This window comes from Okeanomitos corallinicola TIOX110 (assembly GCF_038050375.1).
In the GTDB taxonomy this organism is placed as follows: Bacteria; Cyanobacteriota; Cyanobacteriia; order Cyanobacteriales; family Nostocaceae; genus Okeanomitos; species Okeanomitos corallinicola.
Genome location: NZ_CP150886.1, coordinates 3,222,371 through 3,238,983, shown reverse-complemented (window position 1 = coordinate 3,238,983; position 16,613 = coordinate 3,222,371). Strand labels below are relative to the sequence as shown.

The window sequence follows — 16,613 nt, the reverse complement described above, 5'->3', positions numbered from 1 at the left end:
GAATTATATTTTTTATTGATTGTCTTGATTATGTCTTTAGTGAAAACTTCTCTAATTGGTTTAAAAGCTGACTCATTTCGTCATCCTCTAGACTTGGAAGCGACAAAAACTCTCAAGCAAATTCCAGGTATAGATATGATGGTAAGAAATTTGTTAGGCCCAATGGCTGAACAAGTTTTTTATGTAGAAAATATTGCTTCTAGTGTTTTGGTGGGGGAAAAACAATTACCTGATTTACACAAGTTATTGTTAGATGCTTGTAAAGTGTTGGATATTGAACCACCTCAGTTATATGTCCGTCAACATCCTGCTCCTAATGCTTATACTTTTGCGATGCGGGGAAAACAACCGTTTGTAGTTTTACACACTTCCTTGATTGATATGCTGACACCAGAGGAAGTGCAAGCGGTAATTGCCCATGAATTGGGACACCTTAAATGTGATCATAGTGTTTATTTAACACCTGTAAATTTATTAATTTTAGCCGCAGCAATTGTACCTAATGTGGGTGCGGTTTTGGCACAAACTTTACAGGCACAGTTATTAGAATGGGTACGTTGTGCGGAATTTACTTGCGATCGCGCGGCCTTATTAGCTACCCAAAACCCTAAAGTGGTAATGTCTGTACTAATGAAGTTAGCTGGCGGTTCTCCCACTTTAGCACCTCAATTAAATCTTGATGCTTTTGTTGCCCAAGCTCGTGCTTACGATGACATCAGTAAAACTGAATTGGGTGTAATGGTTAAAGAAGCCCGTACTGCCCAATTAAGTCACCCAGTCCCTGTATTACGTGCTAGGGAAATTGACCGTTGGGCAAGTAGTACCGAATACCACAAACTACTGCAAAATCACGGTTTTAAAGATAAAACTGAAACTGCACCCAAGGGAGGTTGGAGAAATTGGTAAATGAGGTTACAGGTGACAGAAAAAAGTTCAGCAATGACTAACGACCAATAACTAAATAACTATTAACATAATTAATCATGACCCTAGATTTCATTAGAATTTCTCCAAAAACAGAAACAACCCCATCAGCTTTAGTTGTGACTTTACATGGTTGGGGTGCAAATGCTCAGGATGTAGAATCTTTATCCTCTTATTTTCAATTACCTGATTGTGAATTTTTGTTTCCCAATGCACCTTATCCACATCCATCAGTTAACACAGGTAGAGCTTGGTATGATTTAGAAGATGAAAATTATCAAGGATTGTCAGAAAGTCGGCAAATGTTGATAGATTGGTTGCAATCTATAGAAAGTAATACCGGAGTTCCTTTATCACGAACTATTTTGAGCGGGTTTTCTCAAGGTGGAGCGATGACTTTGGATGTGGGATTAACTTTACCTTTGGCGGGTTTAGTCGTCATGAGTGGGTATCCACATCCCGATATTGCTAACTTAAAAAAAGACAATTTTCCACCGACATTAATTATGCACGGCAGACAAGATCAAGTTGTACCATTGTCGGCTGCAATCAAAGCCAGAGAAGTAACCCAGTCATTAGGAGTAGAGGTAGATTATCATGAATTCGACGCAGGACATGAAATTAATTTGCAAATGTTAGAGATATTGCGAACTTTTGTTATTAAGACAATTAACAAGAGTTAGGTTATGAATTTTTTACAAAATAAGACAAAAATCAGCAAAAAATTTACATTTTTAATGTCAATTAATGAGTAATATATATTTGGTGGAATAATTCAGCGCAACTCCACCCCAGGCTGAAAGCGGTGCTGCAAAAGGGAGGGGCAAGCATGATGACAACTCTAAGCATTTCCAAAAAAGATATTGCTGCTATGTCAGCAACAGATGTAGAAGATTTGGCCAACCGTCTGGAATTGGATAACTATAGTAATGCTTTTGAGGGTTTAAATGATTGGCATTTACTGCGAGCGATCGCGTTTCAGCGGCCAGAGTTGGTTGAGCCTTATATCTATCTTTTAGATTTAGAACCCTATGATGAAGGCTAGATTTTAAATTTTAGCTTTGAAATCAACATCTCAAACTATTGTAGGGTGCGTCATTATGTATAAATATGACGCACTTTATTAAATTTCTTGCTTGCTCAGGGTAGTAAATAGGGTTTGCTGATAAAGTCTTGTCGTGGAGACAGGTGACAGGTGACAGGTGACAGGTGACAGTTTCAAGAGTTGGATGGGAACTATTTTTCCTTGAAGCAGGAATTAAATGCAAGGTTTTTCAGTTCTCACCTCATCAAAGCTTGCATTTTTTGAAAGTCAAAATCGCTAAAATCGTTTACCTGTAATGTTTTGAGATTTATTCAGCAAGCCCTAAATAGCAAATAATCAAACGCAGATAAGCAACAGAAGATATCATCAAGATGATATCTTTTAATAAAATTGATTAATTTTTAAATAAAAATCCTATAAATCCTTAAATCCTAGACATCCTAATCTGGCTACGCTACGCTATCAGACAAAATGCTATCATCCATAAATCCTAAATCTAAAAAAGTTATTATTGCTATTTGCGGCGGTATTGCTGCCTATAAAGTCTGTGAATTAGTTTCTACTTTGTTTAAGTCTGGGGTAGAAGTAAGAGTTATTCTCACCAATTCTGCTCAAGAATTTATCACTCCTTTAACTTTAGCTACTTTATCCCGTCATCAAGCCTATACAGATAATGATTTTTGGCAACCTATTTATGAGCGTCCTTTACATATAGAATTAGGTGAATGGGCAGATTTAATAGTCATTGCGCCTTTAACTGCTAATACTTTAGCTAAGTTAAACTATGGGATGGCTGATAATTTATTAACAAATACCGTCCTTGCTTCTACCTGTCCTGTGTTATTAGCACCTGCCATGAATACGGATATGTGGGAACAGGTGGCAGTACAAAGAAATTGGCAGCAGTTATTGACAGATAACAGATTTTATGGTATGAAAACGGGTTCTGGGTTGTTAGCTTGCGATCGCATCGGTGCTGGAAGAATGGCCGAACCTGAAGAAATATTTGTTAACATTCAATCGTTATTACATACCCAAGGAAAGCAAGATTTAACGGGAAAGCGGGTTTTAATCAGTGCTGGGGGAACAAGAGAGTATTTAGATCCGGTGCGGTTTATAGGCAATCCTTCAACGGGTAAAATGGGATTAGCATTAGCACAAGCAGCATTACACAGAGGTGCAAAAGTTACATTAGTCCATTGTCCAGCAAGTTGGAATGTACCTTTAGGAGTAAAAGGGATTTCTGTAATTAGTGCAGCGGAAATGCAGCAAGTAATGTTAAAACAGTTAGGCAATGCAGATATAATAATTATGTCTGCGGCGGTTGCAGATGTGAAACCGAGGGATTATAGTGCAGAAAAATTGCCCAAATGCGCGCTTCCTGAAAATTTACCCCTAGCACCAGTACCGGATATAGTCGCTGAACTGGGGAAAATTAAACAACCCCAGCAATTATTAATAGGTTTTGCAGCACAAACCGGGGATATTATCACACCTGCAAAAGAGAAATTACAAAGAAAGAAATTAGATGCAATTGTAGCGAATCCTATTGATAAAGTTGATAGTGGTTTTGGGAGTGAAAATAATCAAGCAGTGTTGATAGATAAAGCAGGAAATGAAAGAGAAATTCCTCATTGTTCTAAGTTGGAAATGGCGCATTATTTGTTTGATTTTGTTGTTGGTAATTTGTGAAGATGTAAAACGTTGAAATTTTATTATAAAAACCCTTGAATAAAATCAATAATTTTTGTTGATTCTCCAGGATTTGATTCAAATGCGCTTTTAATTAAGTGACTTCCTACGACTTTTTCATCAAGACTTAGATGTTTTGCTGCTGTATATAATTCCTTATGTTTACCTGCCATGACAGCTATATCTAATAAATGGTCTACTTCTTCATTTGACATCTCTTTCTTCTTCTATTTGGATAAAAAAATCTGGAAAAGTATAGTAAGAATTTGTTCTTCCAGGAAGTTTAAAGCCCTTATCATTATTATGAAATGCACAGGCAGCTAAAGCTAGAACTGTGGTTTTACCAGAACCATTTCGGCCAGCTATTGCTGTAATTGGATAACGGAAGTCAACTGTTACATTTTCAAGACCCCGTATTTGACCTTTTGTAAGTTTTATTGAGAGCAGAGTTGCACGAGTGGTATCTTTAATAAACCACTTAGAATTTTTAGTATCTAAATCTGAATAAATATATGCCATTTCACAAATATCAATAAGTATTGTTTGAAGATAGTATAACAGTATAAACCAGTAAACAAATTTATACAAGTCGGTTTACTAAATATCTTAAACAATGAGTAATTGTAGGTTGGGTTAAGCAAAGCGCAACCCAACAAAAAATTAATCAATGTAAAAATTACGCGACTTTCAAGAAGTTTCCTAAAACTTGCGGTTCGGGAAGAGTTTCACCTTCTGCTAAACATGACTCAATCAGCATTTCTAACACTTCTTGACCATTTTTTAAAGCTTCTTCGTAAGTTTCGCCATGAGTACATGGCTGCATTACATTAGTAAAATCAGGTAATAAAACTACATAACATTTATCTTCTTCAGACCATTGAATAATTATTGTGTATTTCATTCTTTTGGTTTCTCCTGTTCATCTGCTTCAATTTTTTCTAGTTCTGTTATTGCTTCCATTACCTGTTTTTCTAAATAGAGTTTAGCATCACTGCCATCTTTACCTGAAATAATAATAGCTTGTGATAATTTTGGATGTATCCATTTACTATGACTTCCCTTAGCAGGTTTATAGAACTTCAAATTTTAATGTTTAAAATTAATTATTTTCATCAAATTTTTATAAACAAACTTTTACTCCGCACCTATAAGCATTAAAGACTGAATTGCAGCGTAAGCATCTAACCAAGCAGCTTCAAAATCAGCATTCCAATCTGTACCTAAATGAACTTTAAAAGCCTTAATAATTGTATTACCAACAATCGGATAATGTTCTGGTAAAACACCATACTTAACATGAATTGCACCTAAACCCTTTAAAAAAGAAGTAAAATTTCTAGGGTTATTCAGATTTTCCACAATAATTTCTAAACTGTGACATAATTTATCTTGCTGTTGTAGCATATCACTATTAGCAAAAAGTACTTGAATTTGAGGATAATCTGTAAATAGCACATCATAAAAAGTTTTACCAAAATCACCTTTGATTTTAGTCAACTCCAAGGAACGAGATAGAACATCAATCTTCACTCTAGCTTGTTTTTCTTGACAACGTTGAGAATAAATGTTAGCAACTTCATCAACAGGACAAATTTCCAAACATCGAACAAACAAATTCAATGCTTGAGTAAAATCACCTTGATGATATAAAAACACAGCTTCTTCAAATAAGGATTGACTATTTAACTTACCCTGTTTAACTGCTGGTACATCAGCATCAAACACCTCATAAACAGTAATTAACTCAGTTTTACCCTTAACTTGAACTTTATCCAAAATCCGAATATTATAATCATGAATATTCACCAACTTTTGATAAGTTTTTTCAGTAATTAACAAATAAACATGATAAATTTTAGTTAAACCTTCAATGCGGGAAGCTAAATTTACCGCATCACTAATTACAGTACCATCCATGCGATTTTGTCCACCGACAGTTCCCAACATCAAAGAACCTGTGTGAATACCAATCCCAATATTTATCGCCTCAAAACCATATCGTAAACCATCTTGATTATATAAATCCAAAGTTTTTAACATAGCAATTCCTGCTTTCACAGCATTATCAGCTTCCCCACTAAATAACGCCATAATTGCATCACCAATATACTTATCAATAAACCCTTGATTTTCCGTAATTATTGGTTCCATGCGACTCAAATAGGAATTAATAAACAGAAAAGCATCCTGGGGATTCATTTTTTCGCTTAAAGTTGTGAAATTGCGAATATCAGAAAATAAAACCGACATTTCCAACTGTACAGAATCACCTAATTTCACCTCAGATAAACTGTTATAACCCAAAAAAGATAAAAACTGATTAGGTACAAAACGACTAGCAGCACTGGTGATTTCTAATTCAGATTGTAGAGATTTTTCTAAATCTTGATTCAGTTGAGCTAAACGACTTTCATTTTCCCTCATTTCTTGATACAACTTAGCATTTTCCAAAGAAATAGCAGCAGAAGAAGTCACAAGTTTAATAACTTCTACACGTTGAGCATTAAAAGCACCAATAATCAGATTATTTTCCAGATAAACAATAGCAATTAATTTTCCCTGATTGATTAAAGGTAGACATAAAATAGACTTAGGTTGATGGTTTTGAATATAAATATCCTGAGTAAAACCCCCTTCCAAACTAGCATTATTTAAAACCACAGTTTCTTGAGTGCGTACCACATAATTAATAATTGCTGTAGAAACTTTACCACAAGTATCAACATCTAGAGATTGTAAAATCTTAACTTGATCTGAATCAACAGCACCTTTAGCTTCTATTAATAACTTGCCTTGATTTTCTAAAATTAAATACCCTTTCTGCGCTCCTGCATTTTCAATCACAATTTTCATTAAAGTAGCCAACAATTTATCAAGCATAATCTCCCTAGAAATAGCTTGAGAAGCCTTAATAAAAGTAGCTAAATCTAAGTTTGAACTATGACTATTGGATGTAACAGAGATAGTATTAGAAATATGAACTTTATTAATATTTTGTTCACCTCTGATTTTATCAATAAAAAATTGAGAAAATTTATTCTCTAAATCTTTGACTTTAGCATTAGCACCCCAGAGTTTATAGTAGTAGTGCGCTTCCTGGAGATAAGTTTTAGCGATTAAATCCTGTTTGTTTGCTAAAAAAAATCTACCTGCTAATTCATAGGCAATAGCACATTCATGAATATACTCATGTTCTTTAGCTAAATTAATAGCTTGGGAGTAATTTTCTATAGCTAAATCAGATTGATTGAAAATTCTGTATTTTTCTGCTTCGACTAAATAAAATTTATGTAAATAATTGGCAGGTGCATGATGCGCCCAAATCTGCATTTTCTTTTGATTAGCTTTAATTTGTGCTAAATATTTTTTTTGTAATTTAACATCAACTACACTATATAATTGACATCGTGCCAAAGAATCGTAAAAATAAAAATGGGGAATTAAACCAGTAGAAGTCATGCTATTAATATATTTTCTAGCTAACTCAGCATTTTCTAAAGATTCTCCATATTCTCCAAAAATATAACAAAGAATTTGTTGATAAAAATACAGATCAAAAACTGAACTATGATCTTGAGCCTTGATAATTTCTGGTAAAATAACATCTGCATCATAAACACTACCCATTAATTTACATGGATTTTCATTTTCACCCAGCAAATTAATGATAGCTTGATGAAAAGATTTAAGTTGATAAAGAGCTTCTGTTTGCTTTAATCTAGTAATTGTTTCGCTATAAAGTTCAATTTTTAACTTTAAATCTGATAGTTCATAGCCAGCTAAAAAAGAATAACAGCAATAAACTAAAACTCCATAAGCAGCAAATACTAAATCACCTGTTTCTAAACCAACTTTATATGTTTCTATCAAAGAAGGGATAATTTCCCGTAAAGGTTTTTTCCAATGATTAATAAAAACATTAACTGTATAAAAACTTTTAGCTGCAAACTCATGGGCATTAAATTTATCAATTAGATTAAGTGATAATTGCCCAAATTGATAACCCAATTCGATTTGATGAAAAATACCACATAAAATTAAACCGTAGGTAGCAAAGACTCTAGTTGAGTCAATGCTATAACCATATCGTGATGATATAGTTATCTGTTTAAAGACAATGATTGCTAGTAAATTAGGTGCAACAATATAGGCAGAAAAGCTGATATTTAACAAAATACTTAAAGCCGCTATTTTATATTTATCTGTAATTAAAGGTAAATTAGCTAAGTAGTCAAAATCTTTACTAAATAAAGATATTTTAGTTGCTAAAAAACCTGCAAATATATGAAAATAATTAGGATTTCTAGGCAGTTTAAATCCCAATTCATCAAGTATGTCTAAACCGATATTAATAGATTCATTTAATTTACTTTGAGAAATTAAAGCCAAGATTTTTACATTAGTAACTTTAATTTTCTCTAAGACAGTTTTTGCATATTGATGAACATTATTAACATGAACTGTCATTTTTTCAAAATCACCATTAAGATAAGCAACCTCCGCTGCTTCTTCATGTAAATATAAAGATAAATTATATTTTCTTTGCCAAGATATTGTACCTAATAAATCTATACCTATTTCTAGATAATTTAATGCTGGCTGATATGCGACAGAGGTTTTTGCTTTCTTACCAGCTATTAAATTTAATTGAGCTAACTCATCTTTTTCTGACTGTTCAGTAATTAAATGTACACCAAAATTTATTTGATTGATAATTGTAAAAATTAATTCTTCGTGTTGATAATTTTGAGTATTTTTGAGAAAAATTTTACCAATTCTATAGTGAATATCTGCCCTTTCTGACTCTGGGATTAGTAAATAAGCAGCTTGTTGAATTCTATCGTGAGTAAACTTATATTCAGCCACAGTAAATTCAGTATTAGTTACAAATTCATAGGCAAATTCTCGGTTAACATGAGCCAATTCTAAATTTTTATTATTACCAATATTTACTAAGAAACCAGAACTTACACATAAATATAAATCATGGGCTATTTTTTGCCAATCTTGATTAGCAATTAATGCTAATTGTTCTGTATCAAATTGATTTCCTATACATGAAGCTAGTTTTAAGACATCTTGACTATTTTCGGGTAAAGTTTTGATTTTATTAATCATCAATTCCACAACATTATCTGTAAAATCTCTCACTTGAATCTGCTCTAAATCCCACTCCCATTTCTGAGTTAATAGATTAAATCTTAATAGCTCTTCTGTATATAATGATTTAAAAAATTCATTCAAGAAAAAGGGATTGCCACCAGTTTTTAAATGTAATAAATTAGCTAAGGGTAAAACTTCTTCCCCCCAATATTTCAAAGTATCTTCAATGATTTTAACAACCGTGTTTAAGTCTAAAGGTGAGAGCAAGATACTATTAACAATAACTCCATTTTTTGTCATACTATCTAAAGCCAGCATCAATGGATGGGAAGCATCAACCTCATTTTCCCGATAAGCACAAATTAACAATAATCCAGATATATCAGTATTTAATAAAATTTGCATTAACTTTAAAGATGCACCATCAGCCCACTGTAAATCATCCAAAAATATGACGAGGGGATGGGATGGAGTAGTAAAAACCTTAATGAAGTTTTGAAATACTAAATTAAAGCGGTTAGCATTTTCTACTGCACCTAATTCTAAAACTGGTGGTTGTTCACCAATAATTAATTCTAATTCGGGAATAACATCAATAATTACCGCACTATTTACCCCCAATGCTGTTAATATTTTTTGTTTACACTGTTGTAATTCTGCTGCGGATTTAGTTAATAATTGTTTGATTAACTGTTTAAAAGCATTTACAATAGCACTATAAGGAATATTGCGTTGATATTGATCAAATTTACCTGAAATAAAATAACCACGTTTTTGGGTAATGGGTTTATATAGTTCTTGTACTAACGCTGATTTACCAATACCTGAATAGCCGATAACCAGCATCACTTCACTAGATTTCACACTAATTCTGGTAAAAGCATCGAGTAAAATCTTAATTTCCTTTTCTCTACCATAAAGTTTTTGCGGAATTTGAAATTTATCATAAATATCTTGACTACCAATTTGAAAATTAGCAATATAATTATGTGTAGATAATTGATTTAAACAGTTTTCTAAATCAGCCTTAATTCCTAAAGCACTTTGATAACGTTCTTCTGCTGTTTTTGCTATTAATTTCATCACAATTGCTGACAGCATTGGGGGAATATCAGGATTAATTTCTGAAGGGGTTAAAGGTTGTTTAGCAATGTGATAATGAACTAATTCTAGAGCATCTGTAGTTAAAAAAGGCAGTTGATTTGTTAATAATTCATAAAAGGTAACACCTAGAGAATAAAAATCAGTTCTGTAATCTAAACTGCGGTTCATTCTTCCTGTTTGTTCTGGGGAAATATAAGCAATAGTTCCTTCTAAAATATTGGGATCGGTAATTGTAGGGTTTTCTCTGGTTAACTGAGTAGAAATCCCAAAATCAATAATTTTTAATTCTTTTGTAACTGGATTAAAAACTATATTTGAGGGGTTAATATCTTTATGAATAATATTAACTGCATGAATTTGTGCTAAACTTTCAGTTATGGCGATCGCAATTTGTAAAAAATCTTGTAAGTTAAATCTCTGTTGTTGGTTTAAAAATTGTAATGAATCACCACCAAAATCTTCTAGTAACATGACTAGACTATTTTTATATTTTTGCAATTCATAAACCTTGACAACTCCAGATAAATTCAGAGATTTTGTAATTTGATATTCTGTCCGATATCTAGATAGTTCTTCTGGTGTAGGATATTCTTGTTTAAGTAATTTAATAATTATGGGTTGATGAGAATCTTCTCGTATAGCTCGATATACGAGAGATGCTGCACTTTCGCAAATTTGCGTCCTAACTACAATACCTGGTAGGGAAAACATATTGAGTGCAAGGGACTAAAAATAAAAGATCAAGTAACTTGAACATAAACAATCAGAAAATATCTGCTTTTCTAGTAGTTTTCCTAGAAATTACTATAACTTTAAATACTCAAATCCGCATCAGATCAGTTTTTTCAAAACTAATTGTCATACCTCACGTGTTACTTGATACAGCATAACCTATATATGAGCGAGTTTCTCATACTGAATTAAAAATTCCGTATTACAAAGCTTGTTCTATGTAATTTCACTAGGTAAATTTCATTGAGTAGTTGTGGGTTGCTTTTCGCTATCGCTTAACCCAAACGACTAATCAAACTTTGCGTTTTTGCGTGGGACAAACTCATCAACTCAAAAAAAATCCCCCCTTCCAGAAAAGGGGAGAAACAAAAAACTAAATATCAAACTCTCATGATTAGATAGCAGCGAAATTCAGACTAACAATCACATCATTAAAGTCCTGATCACCACCACCAGCTAAATCTTCAAAACCAAAGGTATGATCACCAAGTAAGCGAATATGATCAACACCATCACTATTTGCACTCAAGAACGAGAAATAGACTTCTGCATTATTATTCACAGCTTCCTCAAAAGTTCCATCTACAACCATAAATGGAGCTAAGATATTACCACCTGCAAAACTACCATCAAAAGTGCTACTTTGTTGATTACCAGTGCGGAGTAAATCTAACCCAGTTACCCGGTTTGCTAAAGCAGCTTGTGTATATCCAGCATCACCAGGATTGATGTCCGCAATATCATCACCAGAGGTATCAATACCACCATTTGCATCAGCAACCACATAGAAACCAATTAAATTATCAAAAGCAGCTTCTCGGTGTACTGTTGCACTCACATTAACCGGAGCAACAAGATCAGTTAAATCAATTAATTCCTGTTGAGTGGTAGCCTGTAAATTGGTGTAAAGTGCAGAACTTTCTTCAGTAATCTCTACTCTTAATCCCAGGTTTTGGAAACTACTAGCACCTGCTTGATCTGACCAATTCAAATTTAATCCTTCTGCACTGAAATTAGAGACTTGCAGATTAGTCGAATTAGATAAGAACACAGATAAATCTGTATTACCTGTTGATCTTAATTGAGTTAATGCAGTGTCAGTAGTTCCATTAGATATCAAATAGAAAGCTAACCGAGAACCACCATTAACTTCGATAATCCGTTGAATATCTGCTAATTCAAAACCATTAGGACGGTTAGAAATAGTTGAGAAAATGATTTGTGATCTTTCTAAAGCTGCTCTGAGATAACCATCCGAACCAGGAGCATTACCATCAACATTTCCATTTTCATCAACGACAAAGAAACCAACTTCATTCACATTTTCAGTTTCACTATTCACCAAAGTAAATTTGAGATTAGCAGCAGAATTTCCTTCCAAAGCAAAGAAACCATTTTGGCTTTGGGAAACATTAAACTGAGTAGAAGATACTTCACTAACATCAGTTAAGTTAATGGTGACATTAGCAGTATCGCTTTCATCACCTGGATCTGTAGCGGAAACCTGCAAGTTAAAACTAGGAGTATTTTCAAAATCTAAATCATCACTGTCATTAACAGTAATTACCCCACTTGAAGAATCAATTGCAAAAGCTAAATGACCATCATTATCTAAATCCAAATTACCCGCAACAATAGCAAAAGTTAAAGCTTGATTTTCTGGATCAGTAGCTGCAATTGTCCCTACTTCTGTTTCCTCTAAGCTATTTTCTGCAATAGTAAAGGTTTGATCATCAATGGTTGGTGCTAAATTCTCTAATGTAGTTACCGTTGTCGTCGCATCTGCAACCGTGGGAACTGCTTCCATATTACCCACATTATCCGTAGCTACAGTATAGAAACCATAGGTTTTATTCAGTTCACCTGTATAAGTTGCAGATGTAGCAGTGATATCATCTTGCCAGAGAGTGAAGTCTCCACCATCTACAGAAACATAGACATCATAGGAAGCAACACCACTACCAACATCTGTACCACTCCAAGAGACGGTGAATAATTGGGAAACATTAGCTGCTAAAGCTGTCACCGCACTGGTAGGATCACTAATATCTATGGTGTTAAAGATGGCAGGAGTATTAATTGCTTCATTGGTATCAAAAACAATCTCCGCTTGAGCATCTAAACGAGTACCAGTAGTAAGGTTGTCTTGGGGTTGAATAGTGTAACGGACAAAACCCTCACCATCACCATCAGTATTAGGAGGTAAGAAACCATCATCTACACCAACTGACCGATCTGACCACGATCATTCAGGAAGAATTGCGTAGTTGCACCATTGGCATTAGTAACAGTTACTTCACCATTTTCACCATAGCTATAAGTAGGGTTTGCTGATAAAGTCTTGTCGTGGAGACAGGTGACAGGTGACAGGTGACAGGTGACAGTTTCAAGAGTTGGATGGGAACTATTTTTCCTTGAAGCAGGAATTAAATGCAAGGTTTTTCAGTTCTCACCTCATCAAAGCTTGCATTTTTTGAAAGTCAAAATCGCTAAAATCGTTTACCTGTAATGTTTTGAGATTTATTCAGCAAGCCCTAAGTAACTTCCTCTGCACCCTCGTTAAAACTCTCTTTGATGTCTCCTCTAGGGTATTAAATAACTGGTAAATAATTTAACTCATATTTTTATACAAGTAAAGTATAGAGATAAAGTGTATAAACTAGAATTGCCTAAATGTAGAATATATTCTAACAACAAAGTACCCAGAGAGAATAAGTGAGTGCGGGCAATACGCCCGCTTATATTATTATTATTGTTCCCCAGTAATAGAAAGTTCACTGACCCAAATTCTGGGACAAACTCCCCCTGGTGTTAACTCAGCTTCTTTCTCTACATAAACAATAGATTTCAAGACTTCCAGAAAATCACCAGCTACCGTTGCTGACTCAATACTGGTTTTCTCACCTTTGTTAATTAACCAACCATCAAAAGGCAAAGAAAAAGAACCTTGTAAAGATTTAACCCCTGCATGGAGAGCGTGTAAATCATCAATTAAAATCACATTTTCCGCAGTTTCTAAACTTAACTCTTGTTCAGGTTTACCTGCTGCAAAAACATGATAAAAATTAGGCCCAACGCTTACCTTTGCACCAATACTGGCATTACCTGTAGGTTGAGAATTTAACCGTTTGGCAGTTCCTGCACTATGTAAAAAACTGCTGAGAACACCATTTTCAATTAACTTCACCTGACGGGTGGGAGTACCTTCACCATCAAAACTTTCTGCACCTATATTAGCCGGGTGTAAAGCATCATCATAAACTGAAAGTAAAGGTGAAGCAATTTCTTTACCAATATCATCAGCTTTGGATAAACTTTGATTATCAAGAATATTTTGAGCATTAAACAAATTGGAAAATGCCCCCAATAAACTCAAGAAAGCTTCAGCAGAAAAAACCACCTTGTATTTACCAGTTTTAATCTTTTCATAATTAAGATGGCTGATAGTTTTATCTGCGGTTTCTTTGATGCAACCAGCAATATCTAAATCTGCCAAACTTTCCTTAACTCGATAAGCTCCTGCACTGCGTGGTTTTTTCCCTTCTTCTTCAGTTTTACTGTATAAATAAACCGAAGCTAAAGAATGGGATTCCTTTCTAATCGCACCATCACTATTGAGATAAAAACGATCAATATCTCTCTGTGCTAAACCATTGTAAGGCACACCTATAATAGCAGGATGAATTGCTAAAAGTTCTTTTTCTGCTAATATCAACTTTTCAATTAATTCAGCAACAGGTGCTTGCGGTGCTTTGAGTTTATTAGGATATTCAATGGGTGTAGTTGCTTCTGGACTAAAATCAGGAACATTTTCTTTGACCCCAAAAAAACTAGCTTCGTAAGCTGTTTTTAAAGCTAATTCTAATCCTTTGGGATCTACATCTGTGGTGCTGGTGACACCCATGGTATTTTCTTCATTCCAAACCCTAACTGTCACACCAGAACGATTCGAAGCCTTGACCTGTTTGGGTTCACCTTGGTCAACTTGAGCGCTAGTGTCGTCTACAGTTGAGCCGTAAATGTCGAATTTTTGAATGCCTAATTTTTTGGCATTTTCTTGGGCGTAATTAGCGATTTCTTCGATAGTGGGCATGATTAAATTGGGGATTGTCAGATTATAGTTGCGTGCAAAAAAGAAAAGTCAAACTTTAGTCAAACTTTAATTTTCTAGTTAGTTGGGTTAGGCAACAGCACAACCCAACCAAAAATTTTACTTTTATCTTCCGCCAACGGTGATGGAATCAACTTTGATGTGAGGTTGTCCAACTGTGGTGTAAATGCTGCCACTCACAGAACCACAAAAACCAGGTGCTAGTTCTAAATCTTGAGAACACATAGAAATTTTGTTCATGATTTCTTTAGCTTCACCGATGAGTGTTGCACCTTTTAATGGTTTAGTAATTTTGCCATTTTCGATTAAATAAGCCTCATCTACACTAAAGTTAAATTGACCTGTAGCACCAACACTACCACCACCCATTTTTTTACAGTAAATGCCTTTATCAATGGAGGCAAATAAATCTTCGTTACTATATTCTCCAGCAGCAATATAGGTATTTCTCATCCGGCTTGCAGCTGCAAATTTGTAATCTTGGCGGCGGCCGCTGCCTGTTCTGGGATGTCCAGTCCGGGCTGAACCAGTTCTATCAGCCAGGAAGTTTTTGAGAACACCTTTCTCAATTAATAATGTTCTTTGGGCGGGCATTCCTTCATCATCCATATCAATTGTCCCAAAAGCATTATCAGCCCTGCCTTCATCCCAAGCTGTTAAACTTTCATGGGCAATTTTTTCACCTTTTTTATCAGCAAATGGTGTGGTTTTGCGTTCAATTTGGGTGGTTTCTAAAAGGTGTCCACAGGCTTCATGGAAAATTACCCCACCAAAATGATTGGCCATGATAATGGGATATGTACCAGATTCTACATAATCTGCATAGAGCATTTTACCGGCAGATTCGGCAATTTGTTCAGCACTTTGTTGATAATCCCAGGTTTTTAAGAAGTTGGGGTCACTGGTATTACCTGCACGTTCACCGATGGAGGTACGGTTAGTACCATCGGCACAGAGGATGTTAAAACCAACGGACTGAGTCAGGCGAATATCACGGGCAAATGTGCCATCACTGCCAGCAACTAAGACTTCTTGCCAGTCACGAAAATAGGAAGCGCGGCGAGATTGAAGGTGAGTGGCTTTTTTCTGAAGTTGGGCTGTACCATCAAGGAGAATTTCGCCCATTTCCCGAATGGAACTACACAGAGGTAGCCAGCCATCTTTGCCGCGTTTAGTGGCGTAGTCTCTCAAAAGTTCTAGGTTAATTTCGGGAATGAAAGCTGTAGGTCCGGGTAGTTGTAACCCCATGATGGAGAGACCTTTTTCTAATGCTGCTTTCAAACCTGCAAATGTGAGGTCGTTGGTGCTAACGTAACAGTCGGCTTGACCACGAAATACTCTCACTCCTGCACCAGTGGCTAAACTGGGGGAGATACTGCTGATAATGTCGTCTTCGGCTAAACAGCTAATGTAGTTACGACGTTCTAAAAAGAATTCGACAAAATCAGCCCCGGCAGCCCTTCCTAGTCCCAAGAGGGTCGCTAGAGGTGCTTCCCATGTGTTGTCAAAGCTTTCTGTTGTGGATGAATACTGTAGACTGGGAAGTTGATTAGAAAGAAGTAAGGTATTTGTAAGCATGAATAATCTCTTCTGCTGGGGTTGTGACGGAAAATATCCTGGTGTGTTCACTCTAGCAATTTTTTTGCTGAACTAGCAGCTTAAACAACGGCTTAAAGGCTTTAACTGCTACCCTCATTGTTACCAATTTGACTGGTTGAGCAGATAATTTTTCCTAATCAAAAAACTCACCTCAAGATTTTCATGTCGGGTTAGTTCTCCGATGTGAGGGCGGTTAACCGATGAAAATAGCCATTACCACAAAGCGCACAGGCAGATCGTTGATTCGCTACAATTACTAATTACCTACTACCTCAAAAAGTATCATAACCTACTTGACAAAGT

The 16,613-nt window shown here is 35.1% G+C and carries 12 protein-coding genes; 4 read left to right on the top strand and 8 right to left on the bottom strand.

Annotation, left to right across the window (positions count from 1 at the left end; translation table 11 throughout):
* Nucleotides 1–30 precede the first annotated feature (30 nt).
* From WJM97_RS14120 to coaBC, 4 genes are all read left to right on the top strand, one after another.
* Nucleotides 31–906, top strand: coding sequence for a M48 family metallopeptidase (locus tag WJM97_RS14120; protein WP_353929433.1), 876 nt, complete (start codon nucleotides 31–33; stop codon nucleotides 904–906).
* 77 nt (nucleotides 907–983) lie between these two features.
* Nucleotides 984–1,607, top strand: a complete 624-nt coding sequence (locus tag WJM97_RS14115) for an alpha/beta hydrolase (protein WP_353929432.1) — start codon at nucleotides 984–986, stop codon at nucleotides 1,605–1,607.
* Between the two features lie 149 nt (nucleotides 1,608–1,756).
* Nucleotides 1,757–1,969 (top strand): DUF2555 domain-containing protein, encoded by a 213-nt coding sequence (locus tag WJM97_RS14110; RefSeq protein ID WP_353933174.1) that lies wholly within the window; start codon nucleotides 1,757–1,759, stop codon nucleotides 1,967–1,969.
* A gap of 471 nt (nucleotides 1,970–2,440) precedes the next feature.
* Nucleotides 2,441–3,661, top strand: coding sequence for a bifunctional phosphopantothenoylcysteine decarboxylase/phosphopantothenate--cysteine ligase CoaBC (coaBC, locus tag WJM97_RS14105; RefSeq protein ID WP_353929431.1), 1,221 nt, complete (start codon nucleotides 2,441–2,443; stop codon nucleotides 3,659–3,661).
* Between the two features lie 23 nt (nucleotides 3,662–3,684).
* Here the strand turns inward: coaBC and WJM97_RS14100 are convergent, their stop codons facing one another.
* From WJM97_RS14100 to WJM97_RS14065, 8 genes are all read right to left on the bottom strand, one after another.
* The gene (locus WJM97_RS14100; protein WP_353929430.1) at nucleotides 3,685–3,876 is read right to left on the bottom strand and encodes a hypothetical protein; all 192 of its coding nucleotides are present in this window, start codon (nucleotides 3,874–3,876) and stop codon (nucleotides 3,685–3,687) included.
* Nucleotides 3,866–4,180 (bottom strand): ATP-binding protein, encoded by a 315-nt coding sequence (locus WJM97_RS14095; RefSeq protein ID WP_353929429.1) that lies wholly within the window; start codon nucleotides 4,178–4,180, stop codon nucleotides 3,866–3,868. The genes WJM97_RS14100 and WJM97_RS14095 overlap by 11 nt, the downstream gene beginning before the upstream one ends.
* 157 nt (nucleotides 4,181–4,337) lie before the next feature.
* Nucleotides 4,338–4,562: a type II toxin-antitoxin system HicB family antitoxin gene (locus WJM97_RS14090; protein ID WP_353929428.1), complete on the bottom strand. Its 225-nt coding sequence runs from the start codon at nucleotides 4,560–4,562 to the stop codon at nucleotides 4,338–4,340.
* Nucleotides 4,559–4,744 (bottom strand): type II toxin-antitoxin system HicA family toxin, encoded by a 186-nt coding sequence (locus tag WJM97_RS14085; RefSeq protein WP_353929427.1) that lies wholly within the window; start codon nucleotides 4,742–4,744, stop codon nucleotides 4,559–4,561. Before WJM97_RS14085 ends, WJM97_RS14090 begins: the two co-directional genes overlap by 4 nt.
* Before the next feature lie 51 nt (nucleotides 4,745–4,795).
* Nucleotides 4,796–10,579, bottom strand: a complete 5,784-nt coding sequence (locus WJM97_RS14080) for an AAA family ATPase (RefSeq protein ID WP_353929426.1) — start codon at nucleotides 10,577–10,579, stop codon at nucleotides 4,796–4,798.
* Between the two features lie 415 nt (nucleotides 10,580–10,994).
* Entirely contained in the window at nucleotides 10,995–12,626 is a 1,632-nt protein-coding gene (locus WJM97_RS14075) for a DUF4114 domain-containing protein (protein ID WP_353929425.1), read from the bottom strand.
* A 723-nt stretch (nucleotides 12,627–13,349) separates the two neighbouring features.
* Entirely contained in the window at nucleotides 13,350–14,693 is a 1,344-nt protein-coding gene (locus tag WJM97_RS14070; protein WP_353929424.1) for a TldD/PmbA family protein, read from the bottom strand.
* Nucleotides 14,694–14,816: 123 nt separating this feature from the next.
* Nucleotides 14,817–16,289, bottom strand: coding sequence for a TldD/PmbA family protein (locus tag WJM97_RS14065; RefSeq protein ID WP_353929423.1), 1,473 nt, complete (start codon nucleotides 16,287–16,289; stop codon nucleotides 14,817–14,819).
* Between the last annotated feature and the right edge of the window lie 324 nt (nucleotides 16,290–16,613).